This is a genomic window from Nocardiopsis alba DSM 43377, assembly GCF_000341225.1.
Lineage (GTDB): Bacteria > Actinomycetota > Actinomycetes > Streptosporangiales > Streptosporangiaceae > Nocardiopsis > Nocardiopsis alba.
Window position 1 is genome coordinate 228,906 of the sequence record NZ_ANAC01000003.1, and the last position, 13,558, is coordinate 242,463.

Sequence of the window (13,558 nt, forward strand, 5' to 3'; positions counted from 1 at the left end):
GGAGAAGGAACCACAGCTTCCGAACAGGATGGAGAACGCCCCGATGGGTGAACGGCGACCGGTGACCGATCGTCTCCCGACCTTTCCCTGGGACCGTCTGACGCCGTACAAGACGACGGCCTCGGCCCACCCCGACGGCATCGTCGACCTGTCCGTCGGCACCCCGGTCGACCCGGTCCCGGCGAACCTGCGCGAGGCGCTGGCCGCCGCCGCGGATTCGCCCGGATATCCGCTGACCTGGGGGACGCCCGAGCTGCGCGCCTCCATCCAGGGCTGGCTGGAGCGCCGCCACGGCGTGCGCGTGGCCGAGGGCGCGGTGCTGCCGACGGTGGGCTCCAAGGAGCTGGTGGCCTGGCTGCCGACCCTGCTCGGCCTGGGCGAGGGCGACACGGTGGTCCTGCCCGAGCTGGCCTACCCCACCTATGACGTGGGGGCGCGGATCGCCGGAGCCACCCCGGTGGCCACCGACGGCCTCACCGCGCTCGGTCCGGCCCCGGTACGGCTGGTGTGGGTGAACTCCCCCGCCAACCCGACCGGGCGGGTCCTGGGCAAGGACCACCTGCGCAAGGTGGTGGCCTGGGCCCGCGAGCACGGCGCCATCGTCGCCTCCGACGAGTGCTACCTCGACCTGGGCTGGGAGGAGGACGCCGAGCCGATCTCGATCCTGCACCCGGACGTCTGCGGCGGTTCGCACGAGAACCTGCTGGCCGTGCACTCGCTGTCCAAGCGTTCCAACCTCGCGGGGTACCGCGCGGCCTTCGTCGCGGGCGACCCCGAGTTGGTCGCGGAACTGTTGGCGGTGCGCAAGCACGCCGGGATGATCGTTCCCGCCCCGGTCCAGGCGGCCATGCGCGCGGCTTTGGACGACGACGCCCACGCGGCCGAGCAGAAGGAGCGTTACCGCGCCCGCCGTGCCCGGCTGCGCGCGGCCTTCGAGGGCGCGGGCTGGCGGATCGAGCACTCCCAGGCCGGCCTGTACCTGTGGGCGAGCCACCCGGACCACGATTCCTGGGGGGCGGTGGGCGCGCTCGCCGAACGCGGCGTCCTGGTCGCCCCGGGCGCTTTCTACGGCACGGCGGGCGAAGGTCACGTACGGGTGGCCTTCACCGCCACCGACGAGCGTGTCGACGCCGCCGTCGAGCGCTTGGCGAAGTGATGTGAGGCCCGTCCGGGCGTCGGGGGTCTCCCCGGCGCCCGGCGGTGCTCAAGGGCGTCCGGTCGGACGGACCAGGCAGAACTCGTTCCCTTCGGGGTCGCGCATGACCCGGAACGCCCCCTGGGCGTCGGTGGCGGTCTCGCCCACGGCGGTCGCCCCCAGCGCGAGCAGCCGCTCCGCCGACTCGGCGATGTCGGTCACACGCACGTCCGCGTGGACGCGGTGAGGCGTCCTCTCGGGCTCGTCCGTGGGTTGGAAGGACAATCGGGGCGCCCCCGGTAGGTCGACGTAGGACCACCCGTCGGGCCGGTCCACCGGGACGCCTCCCAAGAGTTCGGCCCAGAAGCGGGCGAGGGCGGAGGGGCGACGGCGTCGATGACCCACTGGTCGATGGTTCCCGGTCTCATACGCCGGATCCTAGGGCGTCGACTAGCGGAGCACGAGGCGTCCGTCGGTGCCCTCCTCCAGTTCGGTCCACTGCTCGGCGCCGTCCATGCCGTCCGAGGCGCGCCACCGCAGGTTCTCGTAGCTCACGGAGGACAGACCGTACTCCTCGGCGTGCGTCACGGCCCACTGGGCCATCGCCCGACCGAGGTCGCCGGTCCTCGGCTCGGAGTCCACCGGAAGGACGGCCGGATCGGTGCCGAACACCCGGGCGATCTCCTCCTCGGCCCCGGCCGTGTCGGCCTCGCCCTCGCGCAGCGCCTCCGCCGTCTCCGCGTCGAACCAGCAGGTCACGTCGGTCCCCTCGCCGCCGGTGAAGGCCTCGGCCATCCTCCTGGACAGGGCCTCGTGCTGGTCGTAGGCGAACCCGTGGGCGCTGCGCTGCACCTGCTGCGCGGCCTCGTAGACCGGCATGTCCTCCCAGCCGTCCACCTCGATCAGCGCGTCGTAGAACGACCGGCTGGCGAACACCGGGTCCATGATCTCCTCGGGGTCGCCCCATTCCTGGGACGGGCGCTGCTGGAACAGACCCACCGAGTCCCGGTCCCCGTACCCGATGTTGTAGAAGCGCGATTCCTGCCACACGGTCGCGTAGGCGACGGTCACCGCCTCCTCGGGCAGGTCCCGGCTGTACGCGACACCGCCGACGGTCGTCATGTTCACGGCCTGGTCCGCTTCCAGGTCGTAGGTGCCGTCCGACAGCGTCAGACGGCATCCGGGCTCGGGAGCCTCCTCCGTGTTCAACGGCTCGAACGTGGTCAGCACGTAGTAGGCGCCGGCCACGAACAGGGAGCAGACGAAGGTCAGGATGAGGAGGATCTTGGCGAACGCGGAGAACTTCCTGCGTTTACTGGGCACGGGCGAACCAAGGGTCGGCGACGGGTGGGACGCACGTATCGCCCCCGCGGCGTGCGGGGCCGAGGCCGTGCGCCGGGCCGCCGGGGAGATCCTTCGGAGGGATTCCGTGAGGAGGGCGGCCGGCGGGCCTCGGCCGCATTGTAGTAGGAGCTACGAAGACTCATAGGAAGGCTTCCCGAGGCGGGGCCGCCCCGGTGACCGATCCCTCGCCACAGGTGGGCGGGGTGGATACGGCCCACCCCCGATGAGCGACTAACGTGGGTTCACATGACCAGCTCGTACACCAGTCCGCTGCCCGACCAGATCGACGAACTCTGGGAGCGGCGCTCCGAACTGACCCCCGACCACTCCGAGGCGCGTGAGATCATCACCGGCGCCATCGACCAGATCGACGAGGGCAAGGCCCGTGTGGCCTTCGTCGACCCCGCCACCGACGGTGTGGTGGTCGACGAGCGCGCCAAGCGTTCCATCCTCCTCGGCTTCAAGGTCCTGGACATGAAGGAGTCGACGGTCGGCGACTTCTACCACCACGACCGCATGCCGCTGAAGACCCGCTTCGACGGTGTCCGCGTCGTCGCCGGCGCGATCGCCCGCTGGGGCTCCTACCTGGCCCCCGGCGTGGTCCTCATGCCGTCCTTCACCAACATCGGCGCCTACGTCGGCTCGGGCACCATGGTCGACACCTGGGCGACCGTCGGTTCCTGCGCGCAGGTCGGCGAGAACGTCCACCTGTCCGGTGGCGTGGGCGTCGGCGGCGTCCTGGAGCCCCCGCAGGCCTCCCCGGTGATCATCGAGGACGAGGCCTTCCTGGGCTCGCGCAGCATGGTCGTCGAGGGCGCCCGGGTGCGCAAGGGCGCCAAGCTCGGCGCGGGCACCATCCTCACCTCCTCCACGCGCGTCTTCGACGCCGAGACCGGTGAGGAACTGGCGCGCGGCGAGGCCCCGGCCTGGTCGGTGTGCGTCACCGCCAACCGGACCAAGAGCTTCCCCGGCGGCGACTTCGGTATGCCGGTGCTGCTGGTGCTCAAGCGTCTGGAGGAGGGGCAGGAGCACGACAAGCTCGCCCTGAACGACCTCCTGCGCGAGCACGGCGTCAACGCCTGACGTCCGACGCGTTCGGATCCGGGGCGTCCTTCCGCACGTGGGAGGGCGCCCCGTCGCGTGTTCTAGGGTGTTCCAGGTGCCTGCCGCGCACTCGGGGCGCGCACGCACCGAACAGGACGCGAACCCACACCCAGTGAAACGGGGCGACACCATGCTGGACCTGACCTCGGACGTGGCGGACCTGACCGCCGCCCTCGTGGATATCCGTTCCGAGAGCGGTGACGAGAAGAACCTCGCCGACGCGGTCGAGAACGCGCTGTCGACCCTCTCCCACCTCACGGTCACCCGTGACGGCGACGCGGTCGTCGCCCGCACCGAACTGGGACGCGACCGTCGTGTCGTGATCGCCGGTCACCTCGACACCGTGCCGATCGTCGACAACGTGCCCTCCCACGTGGACGGCGACCGGCTCTACGGGTGCGGAACCTCGGACATGAAGGCCGGTGTGGCCGTCCAGCTCAAGCTGGCCGCCCTGGTCACCGAGCCGGTCCACGACCTCACCTTCGTCTTCTACGACAACGAGGAGGTCGACGCCTCCCTCAACGGCCTCCTGCGGTTGAGCCGCAACCACCCCGAGTGGCTGGCCGGCGACTTCGCGATCCTCATGGAGCCCACCGACGGCATGATCGAGGGCGGCTGCCAGGGCACCATGCGCGTGGACGTGAAGGCCACCGGCAAGCGCGCCCACAGCGCCCGCTCTTGGAAGGGCGAGAACGCCGTCCACAAGGCCGGGGCGATCCTGGACGTCCTGCGCGCCTACACGCCTCGACAGCCCGAGGTCGAGGGTCTGGCCTTCCACGAGGGTCTCAACGCCGTGTTCATCGAAGGCGGCGTGGCCGGCAACGTCATCCCCGACGAGTGCGTGGTCAAGGTCAACTACCGCTACGCCCCGGACCGTTCTCCGGCCGAGGCCGAGGCGCACCTGCGCGAGGTGTTCGCCGGCTTCGAGGTGACCCTCACCGACTCCGCCGCCCCGGCCCGCCCCGGACTGGACGACCCCTCGGCCGCCGCGTTCGTCACCGCGGTGGGGGACGGCCGGGCGCGCGCCAAGCTCGGTTGGACCGACGTCTCCCGCTTCTCCGAACTGGGCGTTCCCGCCGTCAACTACGGTCCTGGCGACCCGATGCTGGCCCACACCAGGGACGAGTACGCGACGATCTCGCAGATCCGCGAGGCCGAGGAGCGCATGGTCGCCTGGCTCACCGCCCGGGACTGACCCCCGAGCGCGTGACCCGCGGCGGCCATCAGTGGCCACCCGCGGGTCACACGCGATTCAGGTGTGAGGCGCCTCCGTCCGGATAGTTTTACGTGCATGACGGAAGAAGAGAACGTGAGGCGCGCCGGACCGCTCACCTACCGCGGCAGCGCCATCCCCGCCACCACCACCGACCAGCGTCTGCTCGACCGCAGGGGCCCCACCGACTGGGTGCACACCGACCCCTGGCGGGTACTGCGCATCCAGTCGGAGTTCGTCGAGGGCTTCGGGCTGCTGTCGGAGCTCCCCTCCGCGGTGAGCGTCTTCGGCTCGGCGCGGATCCGGCCGGACAGCGAGTACTACCGGCTGGGCGAGCAGGTCGGAGCCCGGCTCGCGGAGGCGGGCTACGCCACCATCACCGGGGGCGGCCCCGGCATGATGGAGGCGGCCAACAAGGGGGCCCAGCAGGCGGGCGGCCTGTCCGTCGGGCTCGGGATCGAGCTGCCCTTCGAGCAGTCCCTCAACCCCTATGTCGACATGGGCGTCACCTTCCGGTACTTCTTCGTCCGCAAGACGATGTTCGTGAAGTACTCGCAGGCCTTCGTGGTACTGCCCGGCGGGTTCGGCACCCTGGACGAGCTGTTCGAGGCCATCACCCTGGTCCAGACCAAGAAGGTGACGCGTTTCCCCGTGGTGCTCGTGGGCACCGAGTTCTGGGGCGGTCTGCGCGACTGGGTCGAGTCCAGCCTGCTCAAGCACAACCTCATCTCGCCCCAGGACATGGACCTGCTGTACATGACCGACGATCCCGACGAGGTGATCTCCGTGATCCAGCGGTCCCACCGCCACCTGGAGGACACGTTCGAGCGGGACCGCCCCGGCCCGTCGAGCTGATCCGGAAGACGGAAGGGCGGGGCCGGGCTCAGACCAGGCCGCGGCGGACGGCGGCGGGCGGACGCTCGCCTCGGATCGACGCGACCATGTCCAGGGCCCGACGCACCCGCTCGGGATGGTCGGTGACGAACACCCGCGCACCGGCCCAGGCGTAGACCGAGGCGAGCGCGACCTCCTCGGCCGCCTCCACCGGGACCGTGCCCGCCAGGGCGGGTGCCGGGACGGTGGTCGGCTCGGCCGGGGCGGCACTCGTCTCGGGGGCCGGGTCGCAGCGGACCAGGACCGGGGTACCCGACGCCGCCAACTCCTCGACCCGGGCCGTCGACGGTCGGCGCCCGGCGTCGATCGCGCGGGAGACGACCGGGTCGGCGGAGGAGCCCTCGGCGGTCGCGAGCTCCTCGGGTGTCAGGACTCGGAAGGGTTCGTTCGGCACCCGCCGAGTCTCCCACGCTCCGGCACTCCCGGGACAGGGGACGTGTGTGGCACGATCGGAGCCGTGCCCTACTTCATCATGATCCTGGTCGCCGTCGCCGCGCTCGCCGTCCTCGTGGGAGTGGTCTACGTCGTACTCGGCAAGGGCGGGGGGCTCGCCCGGTTCGAGGCCGACTTCCCCCCACTGGACCTGCCCGATGGGCGCCCGGTCGGCTCCCGTGACCTGTCCGGCCTGCTGTTGCCGTTGTCGCTGTGGGGCTACCACGTGCGGGCGGTGGACGCCCTGCTGCTGAGGTTGACCTCCACCCTGCGCGAGCGTGAGGAACGCATCGCGGACCTGGAATGGCGTCTGGCCCGCCTCGACCCCTCCTACGTGCCGCAGGGCACCGGCCCCGCGCCCGGCGCCCACCTGCCGGGCGACTTCCCGGAGGGCGTCGAGGAGATCACGCCGAAGGACGAGGACGCGAACGTGGAGCGGGCCGCCGAGGCCGAGGCGACGGAGCCGAGGACGGACCGGGTCGAGGCCCCCGTGGACCCGGCCGAGTACGCCCCCGAGGGGGACGGCGCCACCGTCGGCGGTGGTCGGGGCGAAGAGCGTCCCTGAACCGTCTCCCGAACGGCGCGTTCGTCGGCTCGGACACTGCCGGTGAGCGGCGCGGAAGAGCCGTGACACGCCTCGACGCGGCCGAGAACGGGATGCCGTGCGTCACACCCTCACCCCCTCGTGGTCCGAGGGGGGTGGTCCGTGTGCTCTATTCTCGTTCGCTGTACATGCGTACCCCCGCTCCGCCGGAGCGGGGCGGACCATCGGTGAGGATGGCGAGGATGGACACAGCAGCCGAACTCAGGGCGGGCGAGGAGGACGGATCGGGGGGCTCCCCCACCCCGGTGCGCCAGATGTCCCTATGGCCGCCGCCCCGCTCGAACCGGCACTCCGGCAAGCGTCGGCGCCGCTTCACCCGGCTGGCCGTGGTGACCTTCGCGCTCGTGCTGGCGGCCGGAGGAACGGCCGCCGCATGGACCCTGTGGGGCCCCTCCGACGAGGGGCCGGCCACGGTCACCTCCGACCCCGAGGAGTTCGTCGGGTCCTGGTCGGGGCGGATGGACCAGGTCGACACCGACGGCCGACCGGTGGCGGAGTGGGACGCCGAGGTGCGGATCGAGGACGGGGCCGAACGCGGCACCAGTTCCTGGACCACCTTCTCCTGCTCCGGCACGCTGGAACTGTCCGCGCGCGACGGGGACCGGCTGGTGTACACCTACACCGAGATCGCCGATCCCGACGAACGCTGCGTGGACGAGGCCGAACTGACCCTGTGGCCCGACTCGGGCCCGGGACTCAACGCGGAATGGGCCTCGATCACCCGCGAGGGGACGCGCATGGTCTCCACCGGAACCCTGGACTGAGAACGCGCGAGGCGGACCCCGGTCTCGGCCGGATCCCTTCTTCCGGAAGACGTCCGAACACCACCGGAACCCCTGAGGACAGGGCCGTCGGAGCGCGTAACGCGCTCGTCGAGATCGGGTGTCGGGCGGGATCGATATAACCTTACTGATCGAAGCCTCCTCGTTATCGGTGGCGGTCCGACTGTCGCCTGGCGCACATACACGGGCCGACCTCCGAGATAATGGGCGAAGAGTGATTCACGTCCCTTAAGTCACATGGGCACGAGTCACACGAACCCGGCCCACGGCCGCGGATCCGGGACACACACGTGGATCGGCGCCGACATCGTGGGGCGGCCCTGACACGAGGAACACCTAGAAAGGGGAATGGCATGGCGGCGATGAAGCCGAGGACCAGTGACGGGCCGATGGAGGTCACCAAGGAGGGTCGCGGCATCATCATGCGGGTACCGCTCGAGGGCGGAGGCCGTCTGGTCGTCGAACTGACGCCCGACGAGGCGACCGAACTGCGTGACGCGCTCCAGGGCGTCGTCGGGTAACTCCGACCGATCGAATCTCCCCCACCGGGCCGGAACGCCCCGATGACCCCCGAGGTTCCACACCTCCCATGACGAGCGAACGATTGTGAGCGGCTGTGCCTTTCGCCACGGAGATCCGTCCCCGGCCGGGGACCCTCGCCGAATCCACCGCGGACCTGCTGGTCCTCCCCGTTCTCACGGGAGGGGAAGGCCCCGAGGCGGCCGAGGGTGTCGCCGACGGCGGACTGACATCGGCCCTTCCGGCCCCGCTCACCGAGCTGTTCGCTCACTATTCGCTCACCGGAGCACCCGGTGAGCTCTCCCGGTTCCCGGTGTCCCGGGACGGGGGCCTGGTCGGTCTGGCCCTTCTCGGAGTCGGTTCGGGCAGCCCCGCCGACCTCCGGAAGGCCGGCGCCGTCCTCGCCCGGGCCGCTCGGGGCGACGGACGTGTGGCCCTGGCCTGGCCCGGCGCCGACGGTGAGGCCGCGACGGCCTTCGCCGAGGGTGCCCTCCTGGCCTCCTACACGTTCACGATGAAGTCCGAGCCGGTTCCCGAGGACCGGCGCCCCGCCGAACGGATCGAGGTGGTCGGCGCCACCGACGCCGTCGCCGAGGCCCTGACCCGGGGCGCTCGTCTGGCCGAGGCCACGGCCCTGGCCCGGGACCTGATCAACACCCCCTCCCTGACCAAGGACCCGGAGTGGATGGCCTCCCGGGCCCGGGAGGTGGCCGAGAAGGCGGAGCTCTCCGTCCGGGTCTGGGACGAGAAGGACCTTCAGGACGAGGGGTTCGGCGCGATCCTCGCCGTCGGTCAGGGTTCGTCCCGCGCCTCGCGTCTGGTGCGCTTGACCTACACCCCGGAGAACCCCGTCGGGCACGTGGTCCTGGCGGGCAAGGGCATCACCTTCGACACCGGCGGTCTCTCGCTCAAGCCGAACGAGAACATGTCGCTGATGAAGACCGACATGAGCGGCTCGGCGATCGTCCTGGCGGTCCTCTCGGCCCTACGGGACCTGGGTGTTCGGACCAAGGTCACCGGTCTGCTGGCGCTGGCGGAGAACTCCATCTCCGGCGACGCCACCCGTATCGGCGACGTGCTGACCACCTACACGGGCAAGACCGTCGAGGTGCTCAACTCCGACGCCGAGGGACGTCTGGTCCTGGCCGACGCCCTGGGCTACGCCTCCTCCGAGCTGGAGCCGGATCTGCTGGTGGATGTGGCCACCCTGACCGGCGCGGCCAAGGTGGCGCTGGGCACCGGCATGGGCGCCCTGTACAGCAACGACGACGAGGTCGCGGCGGAGCTGACGAAGGCGGCCGACGCCGCGGGCGAGCCGCTGTGGCGGATGCCGCTCACCGAGGAGTACGTGCCCACGACCGAGTCCCGGGTGGCCGACCTGGCCAACATCGGGACACGTCGTGAACTCGGCCCGGCCGGGGCGACCGACGCCGCGCTGTTCCTCCGCGAGTTCACCGGCGGGCTGCCCTGGGCCCACCTGGACATCGCGGGTCCGGGCCGTTCCATGAAGGAGAGCGGTCTGCTGAGCAAGGGCGGGACCGCCTTCACCACGCGGACCCTGCTGCGCTGGCTCGCCGAGCGCTGACGGACGTTCTCTCGCGGGGTCCGGACGATCACATCGTCCGGACCCCGTTCCCGTGCGCGGGGAGAGAGGCGTTCAGGGGCGGATGGCGGCCAGGAGGCCCTCGCCCACGGGCACCAGCAAGGGGATGAAGTCCTCGTCCTCCCGCATGCGACGCATCACCTCGCGGATCGCGATCTCCGCCGGGTCCGGCACGCGCAGGGGGCCGTCGGGCTCACCCGAGGTCACCAGCATGTTGTTGAAGACCACCACCCCGCCCGGCCGCAGCAGGCGCAGCGCCTCCTCCAGATAGGAGGGGTAGGAGACCGGGTCGGCGTCGATCGAGACCATGTCGTATCCGCCGTCGGTGAGCCTGGGCAGCACCTCCAACGCGACCCCGCGGATCAACCGGGCCCGCCCGGCGCCGAAACCCGCGCGGCCGAAGGCCGAACGCGCGTAGTCCTGGTAGGCGGCGTTGACGTCCACCGTGGTCAGGATCCCGTCCGGCGCCATACCCCGGAGCAGCCAGATCCCCGAGGTGCCGCAGCCGGTGCCGACCTCCACCACCGAACGCGCGCCGATCGCGGCGGTCAGGAATCTCAGCGCGGCCCCGGTGGCGGCGTCCACCGGGGGCGCGGCCGAGCGGACCCCGGCGTCGTAGGCGTCGGCCAGAGGGCCGTCCCCCATGGCGTTCTCCTCGAACCTCTCCTGCTCGGTCCGGACCCACGTCGTGCGTGCGACGCTCTCTTCAGCGCTGATGACGGCCTCCCATGCCCAGTTTCACGAAGGGGGCGTGCGTTCTGACCGGGGGATCGTCACCCACCGTAGAATGGCGGTAGCGGCCAGGTAGTCTCCCTGGTCGAAAGCCTAGCCTGATCCGGCCCGAAACTCCGAGCGTGGCGGCGGGAACTTAAACGGCGTCTCCCGACGTTGAATCGGGATGAAAGTACGTTGATCGTCACGAAGCAACTCCCCCCAGAGCAGCCCTCGATCGGTCGTTCAGCGGGATGAAGGGAGCAGCGGTGCCAGAGACCGGCCCTGCCGTCGCGTTCGAGGAGTGGGAGCCGCCGAGCTGGGAAGAGGTCGTCCGGGTCCACTCGCCCCGGGTCTACCGCCTGGCCTATCGGCTCACCGGCAACAAGCACGACGCGGAGGACCTCACCCAGGAGGTCTTCATCAGGGTGTTCCGTTCCCTCGCCAACTACACCCCCGGCACCTTCGAGGGATGGCTGCACCGCATCACCACCAACCTCTTCCTGGACATGGCCCGACGCAAGGCCAGGATCCGGTTCGAGGGGCTGGCCGACAACGCCGACGAGCGTCTCGAGGGCCGTGAGCCCTCGCCCGCCCAGCGTTACGACGACCGGCACTTCGACGCCGACATCCAGGGGGCGTTGGACGCCCTCCCCGCCGAGTTCCGGGCCCCCGTCGTGCTGTGCGACATCGAAGGGCTCTCCTACGAGGAGATCGCCGCGACGCTCGACGTCAAGCTCGGCACGGTTCGCAGTCGTATCCACCGGGGCCGCGCCCAGCTACGGCGCGCGCTCGAACACCGGCGCTCTCTCGCGGCCGAGGAACGGGCCCGCGACGGAGCGAACGTGATCAACGGGGAGGCGGAGTGAGCATGGACCACCTCGGAGAGCGCCTGTCCGCGCTCATCGACGGGGAACTGGGCGCCGCCGAACACGAACGCGCCCTCATCCACCTGGCCAAGTGCGAGTCGTGCCGGTTCGAGGCCGACATGATGCGCCGGCTCAAACGCCGCCTCACCGGGCTCGGCGAACCCGAACCCGACATGGACTTCATGGGCCGGCTCATGGCCCGCCCCGGGGGCGAGAGTCCCTGGGACCGAGGCCCCTCCGGCGGTCTCGGAGGGCGCGGACCACAGGAACCTCCGGGCGGCGGCCCTTTCGGCTCCAGCCCACCACTGGGATCCTCCCGGCCCCTCGGCGGGTTCCCGGGGGGTGGGCCGCCGATGCCGAACGGCCCGGGTCCCGCCCGGGGACCCGAGGCCTTCTCGGAGGCCGCCCCGGCGGTGAAGGGCACGGTGGTCGAGAAAGAACAGGGGACACGTCGCGAACAGCCGCGGACCCGACCCGAACGCCACGTTCCGCCGCGCACCGCACGACAGGGCGAGGGCTTCTCCGGCCTGCTGCCCTCCTTCTCCGGCGGGCGCTACGCCGTCGCGGGTCTGGCGGTGGCCACGACCCTGCTGGGAAGCGCGTTCATCGCGGGCGGTGACGGCTCCGACGACACCCCGGTGGTCGAACCCCGTCTGTCCGACTACGCGATCGAACACGCGGTGACCAGCCGGCAGATACCCGTGGTCGACCCCGGTCCGGCCACCTCCCACCCGGTCCGGCCGGTGGGCGACCGACAGCCTTCGTTCGACCCCGAGGTCCCCTCGGAGTCGACGGAAACGACCCGGTGAGGGTCTGGGGAACCTCCTCCGGCTCCGAATCCGGTCCCGTCACCGTCATCCTCCTCTTGGCGCTGTGCGTCCTGCTGCTCACCGCCGGCGCGCACCCCGCGCCCACGGCCGTCCCCGCCAAGGGCGAGGACGACGGCATGCCCGTGTTGCGCGCCGCCGCCGACGCCGAAGGGGAGGTCGCCTATACCGCGGTCCGCGAACTCCGGGGCCCGGAGGGCGCACTGCGGGACGGGCTCGACGTGCGGGTGGTCAACCGGCCGGGGGAGGGACTGGCGATGTCCCCGACGGGCAGGGAGGAGGGCGCCTTCGTCGTGCGCGACTCCTCGGACCTGGACACCCTCGACGAGCGTCTTCTCGCCATGCTGGAGGAGACCTACATGGTCACCGACGTGGGCGTGGACGCGATCGGCGGGCGACGGGCACGTCTGGTCGAGGCCCGCCGGTCCGACTCCACCGTCGCCGGACGCTTCTGGGTGGACTCCGAGACCGCCCTGCTCCTGGGGCGCGTGGTCTACGACCGGGCGGAGGAGGTGGCCTTCAGCAGCCGCCTCACCGACCTGCGCTTCGACACCGAGGGGTGGCCCGAGAACGCCGAGGGGGGCTCGCCCTGGGGCGACGACCTCGACCACGGCGAACGGAACAGGCTGCGTGACGCGGGCTGGGAGCTGCCCGAGTACCTCACCTGGAACCTTCGATTGGTGGACGCCCGATCCACCGACCACGGGGGCGAGCGGGTCGTCCACACGATCTATTCGGATGGTCTGTCCCAGATCTCCGTCTTCAGTCAGCGTGGCAAGCTGGGGGAGGCACATCCCTCCACAGATCGGAACGGATACGCCGGAACCGGTACGGGGGGAGAAGGCGTCACAAGGGGACACGAGACGATCTTCGGCGGTGGCGTGGGCCAGTACCAGAGCATGTGGCAGGCGGACGGCTTCGTCTACACGGTCCTGGCCGACGCCCCCGCGGGCCTGGCCTCATCGGCGGTGACGGCGTTGCCCGGTCCGGAGGAGTCCTCCGGGTTCTGGCCCAGGGTCCGGAGAGGTCTGTCCCGGCTGGGTCTGGTGTAGGACCCGCCCGGTCGGTGGAGCGTGTGCCGAGCCGAAAGCCAACCGACGTACGGAGCAGGTCTTTGAGTCAGGAGAACGACCGTTCGGAACCCTCTGAGGGCCGAGGCACCCCGCCTCCGCCCCCGCCGAACGGCGGACCGTCCCGACCGGCCGTGCCGCCGCCCGTGGACCCCGCACGGGCACCCGGAGACCGTCCTCAGGGACGGCCGGGCGAGTGGAACGAGCCGCGTCGACCACCGGGGGGAGAGCCGTTCCCGGGCGGCCCGCCACGACCGGCGCCACAGGCCCCCCAGGGGAGGGGGCCCGCCCCGAACGAACCGGGTGGACGTCCCGGTCACGTAGGGGCCTGGCCGCAGAACGGTGGGAACCCCCCACAGCGCCCGCCGAACCCCGCGGCGCCCCCCGCGGAGAACCGATCCGGCGCCCCCGGGCCGGGGCCGAGCGGCTCCGCCCCCCCCCCCCCGGCCGC

15 protein-coding genes are annotated in these 13,558 nt (G+C 71.3%); 11 read left to right on the forward strand and 4 right to left on the reverse strand.

Annotation, left to right across the window (positions count from 1 at the left end; genetic code table 11):
• Window positions 1-43: 43 nt before the first annotated feature.
• On the forward strand, window positions 44-1,156 hold the full coding sequence (gene dapC / locus D451_RS0103395; RefSeq protein ID WP_026124793.1) for a succinyldiaminopimelate transaminase: 1,113 nt from the start codon (window positions 44-46) through the stop codon (window positions 1,154-1,156).
• Between the two features lie 48 nt (window positions 1,157-1,204).
• Here dapC and D451_RS26240 read toward each other — a convergent pair whose 3' ends face one another.
• The gene (locus D451_RS26240; RefSeq protein ID WP_017533432.1) at window positions 1,205-1,540 is read right to left on the reverse strand and encodes a VOC family protein; all 336 of its coding nucleotides are present in this window, start codon (window positions 1,538-1,540) and stop codon (window positions 1,205-1,207) included.
• Window positions 1,541-1,585: 45 nt separating this feature from the next.
• The gene (locus D451_RS0103405) at window positions 1,586-2,458 is read right to left on the reverse strand and encodes a hypothetical protein (protein WP_017533433.1); all 873 of its coding nucleotides are present in this window, start codon (window positions 2,456-2,458) and stop codon (window positions 1,586-1,588) included.
• A gap of 267 nt (window positions 2,459-2,725) precedes the next feature.
• Between D451_RS0103405 and D451_RS0103410 the strand changes: the two genes are divergently transcribed.
• The 3 genes from D451_RS0103410 to D451_RS0103420 all read left to right on the forward strand — a co-directional run bounded on the left by D451_RS0103410 (window position 2,726) and on the right by D451_RS0103420 (window position 5,651).
• A complete protein-coding gene (locus tag D451_RS0103410) occupies window positions 2,726-3,562 on the forward strand; it encodes a 2,3,4,5-tetrahydropyridine-2,6-dicarboxylate N-succinyltransferase (RefSeq protein WP_014912853.1) in 837 nt (278 codons plus the stop codon).
• Between the two features lie 151 nt (window positions 3,563-3,713).
• Complete coding sequence (gene dapE / locus D451_RS0103415) at window positions 3,714-4,778, forward strand: succinyl-diaminopimelate desuccinylase (protein ID WP_014912867.1); 1,065 nt, start codon at window positions 3,714-3,716, stop codon at window positions 4,776-4,778.
• A gap of 96 nt (window positions 4,779-4,874) precedes the next feature.
• On the forward strand, window positions 4,875-5,651 hold the full coding sequence (locus tag D451_RS0103420) for an LOG family protein (RefSeq protein WP_187294528.1): 777 nt from the start codon (window positions 4,875-4,877) through the stop codon (window positions 5,649-5,651).
• Window positions 5,652-5,679: 28 nt separating this feature from the next.
• Here D451_RS0103420 and D451_RS0103425 read toward each other — a convergent pair whose 3' ends face one another.
• Entirely contained in the window at window positions 5,680-6,084 is a 405-nt protein-coding gene (locus D451_RS0103425) for a hypothetical protein (RefSeq protein ID WP_017533435.1), read from the reverse strand.
• A 63-nt stretch (window positions 6,085-6,147) separates the two neighbouring features.
• On the opposite strand from D451_RS0103425, the gene D451_RS0103430 reads away from it, so the two are divergent.
• The 4 genes from D451_RS0103430 to D451_RS0103445 all read left to right on the forward strand — a co-directional run bounded on the left by D451_RS0103430 (window position 6,148) and on the right by D451_RS0103445 (window position 9,612).
• A complete protein-coding gene (locus tag D451_RS0103430) occupies window positions 6,148-6,687 on the forward strand; it encodes a hypothetical protein (protein ID WP_187294527.1) in 540 nt (179 codons plus the stop codon).
• Between the two features lie 221 nt (window positions 6,688-6,908).
• Window positions 6,909-7,490, forward strand: coding sequence for a hypothetical protein (locus D451_RS0103435; protein ID WP_014908876.1), 582 nt, complete (start codon window positions 6,909-6,911; stop codon window positions 7,488-7,490).
• A 371-nt stretch (window positions 7,491-7,861) separates the two neighbouring features.
• A complete protein-coding gene (locus D451_RS27190) occupies window positions 7,862-8,029 on the forward strand; it encodes a DUF3117 domain-containing protein (protein WP_014909697.1) in 168 nt (55 codons plus the stop codon).
• Between the two features lie 95 nt (window positions 8,030-8,124).
• Complete coding sequence (locus tag D451_RS0103445) at window positions 8,125-9,612, forward strand: leucyl aminopeptidase (RefSeq protein ID WP_014913199.1); 1,488 nt, start codon at window positions 8,125-8,127, stop codon at window positions 9,610-9,612.
• A gap of 72 nt (window positions 9,613-9,684) precedes the next feature.
• Here D451_RS0103445 and D451_RS0103450 read toward each other — a convergent pair whose 3' ends face one another.
• A complete protein-coding gene (locus D451_RS0103450; protein WP_014909692.1) occupies window positions 9,685-10,275 on the reverse strand; it encodes an O-methyltransferase in 591 nt (196 codons plus the stop codon).
• A 320-nt stretch (window positions 10,276-10,595) separates the two neighbouring features.
• Between D451_RS0103450 and sigE the strand changes: the two genes are divergently transcribed.
• From sigE to D451_RS0103465, 3 genes are read left to right on the forward strand one after another with little or no spacing between them, the layout of a single operon-like run.
• Entirely contained in the window at window positions 10,596-11,210 is a 615-nt protein-coding gene (sigE, locus tag D451_RS0103455; protein WP_042283155.1) for an RNA polymerase sigma factor SigE, read from the forward strand.
• Between the two features lie 2 nt (window positions 11,211-11,212).
• On the forward strand, window positions 11,213-12,019 hold the full coding sequence (locus D451_RS26245) for an anti-sigma factor family protein (RefSeq protein WP_042283153.1): 807 nt from the start codon (window positions 11,213-11,215) through the stop codon (window positions 12,017-12,019).
• Window positions 12,016-13,089, forward strand: coding sequence for a sigma-E factor regulatory protein RseB domain-containing protein (locus D451_RS0103465; RefSeq protein ID WP_017533436.1), 1,074 nt, complete (start codon window positions 12,016-12,018; stop codon window positions 13,087-13,089). The genes D451_RS26245 and D451_RS0103465 overlap by 4 nt, the downstream gene beginning before the upstream one ends.
• Window positions 13,090-13,558: the final 469 nt, after the last annotated feature.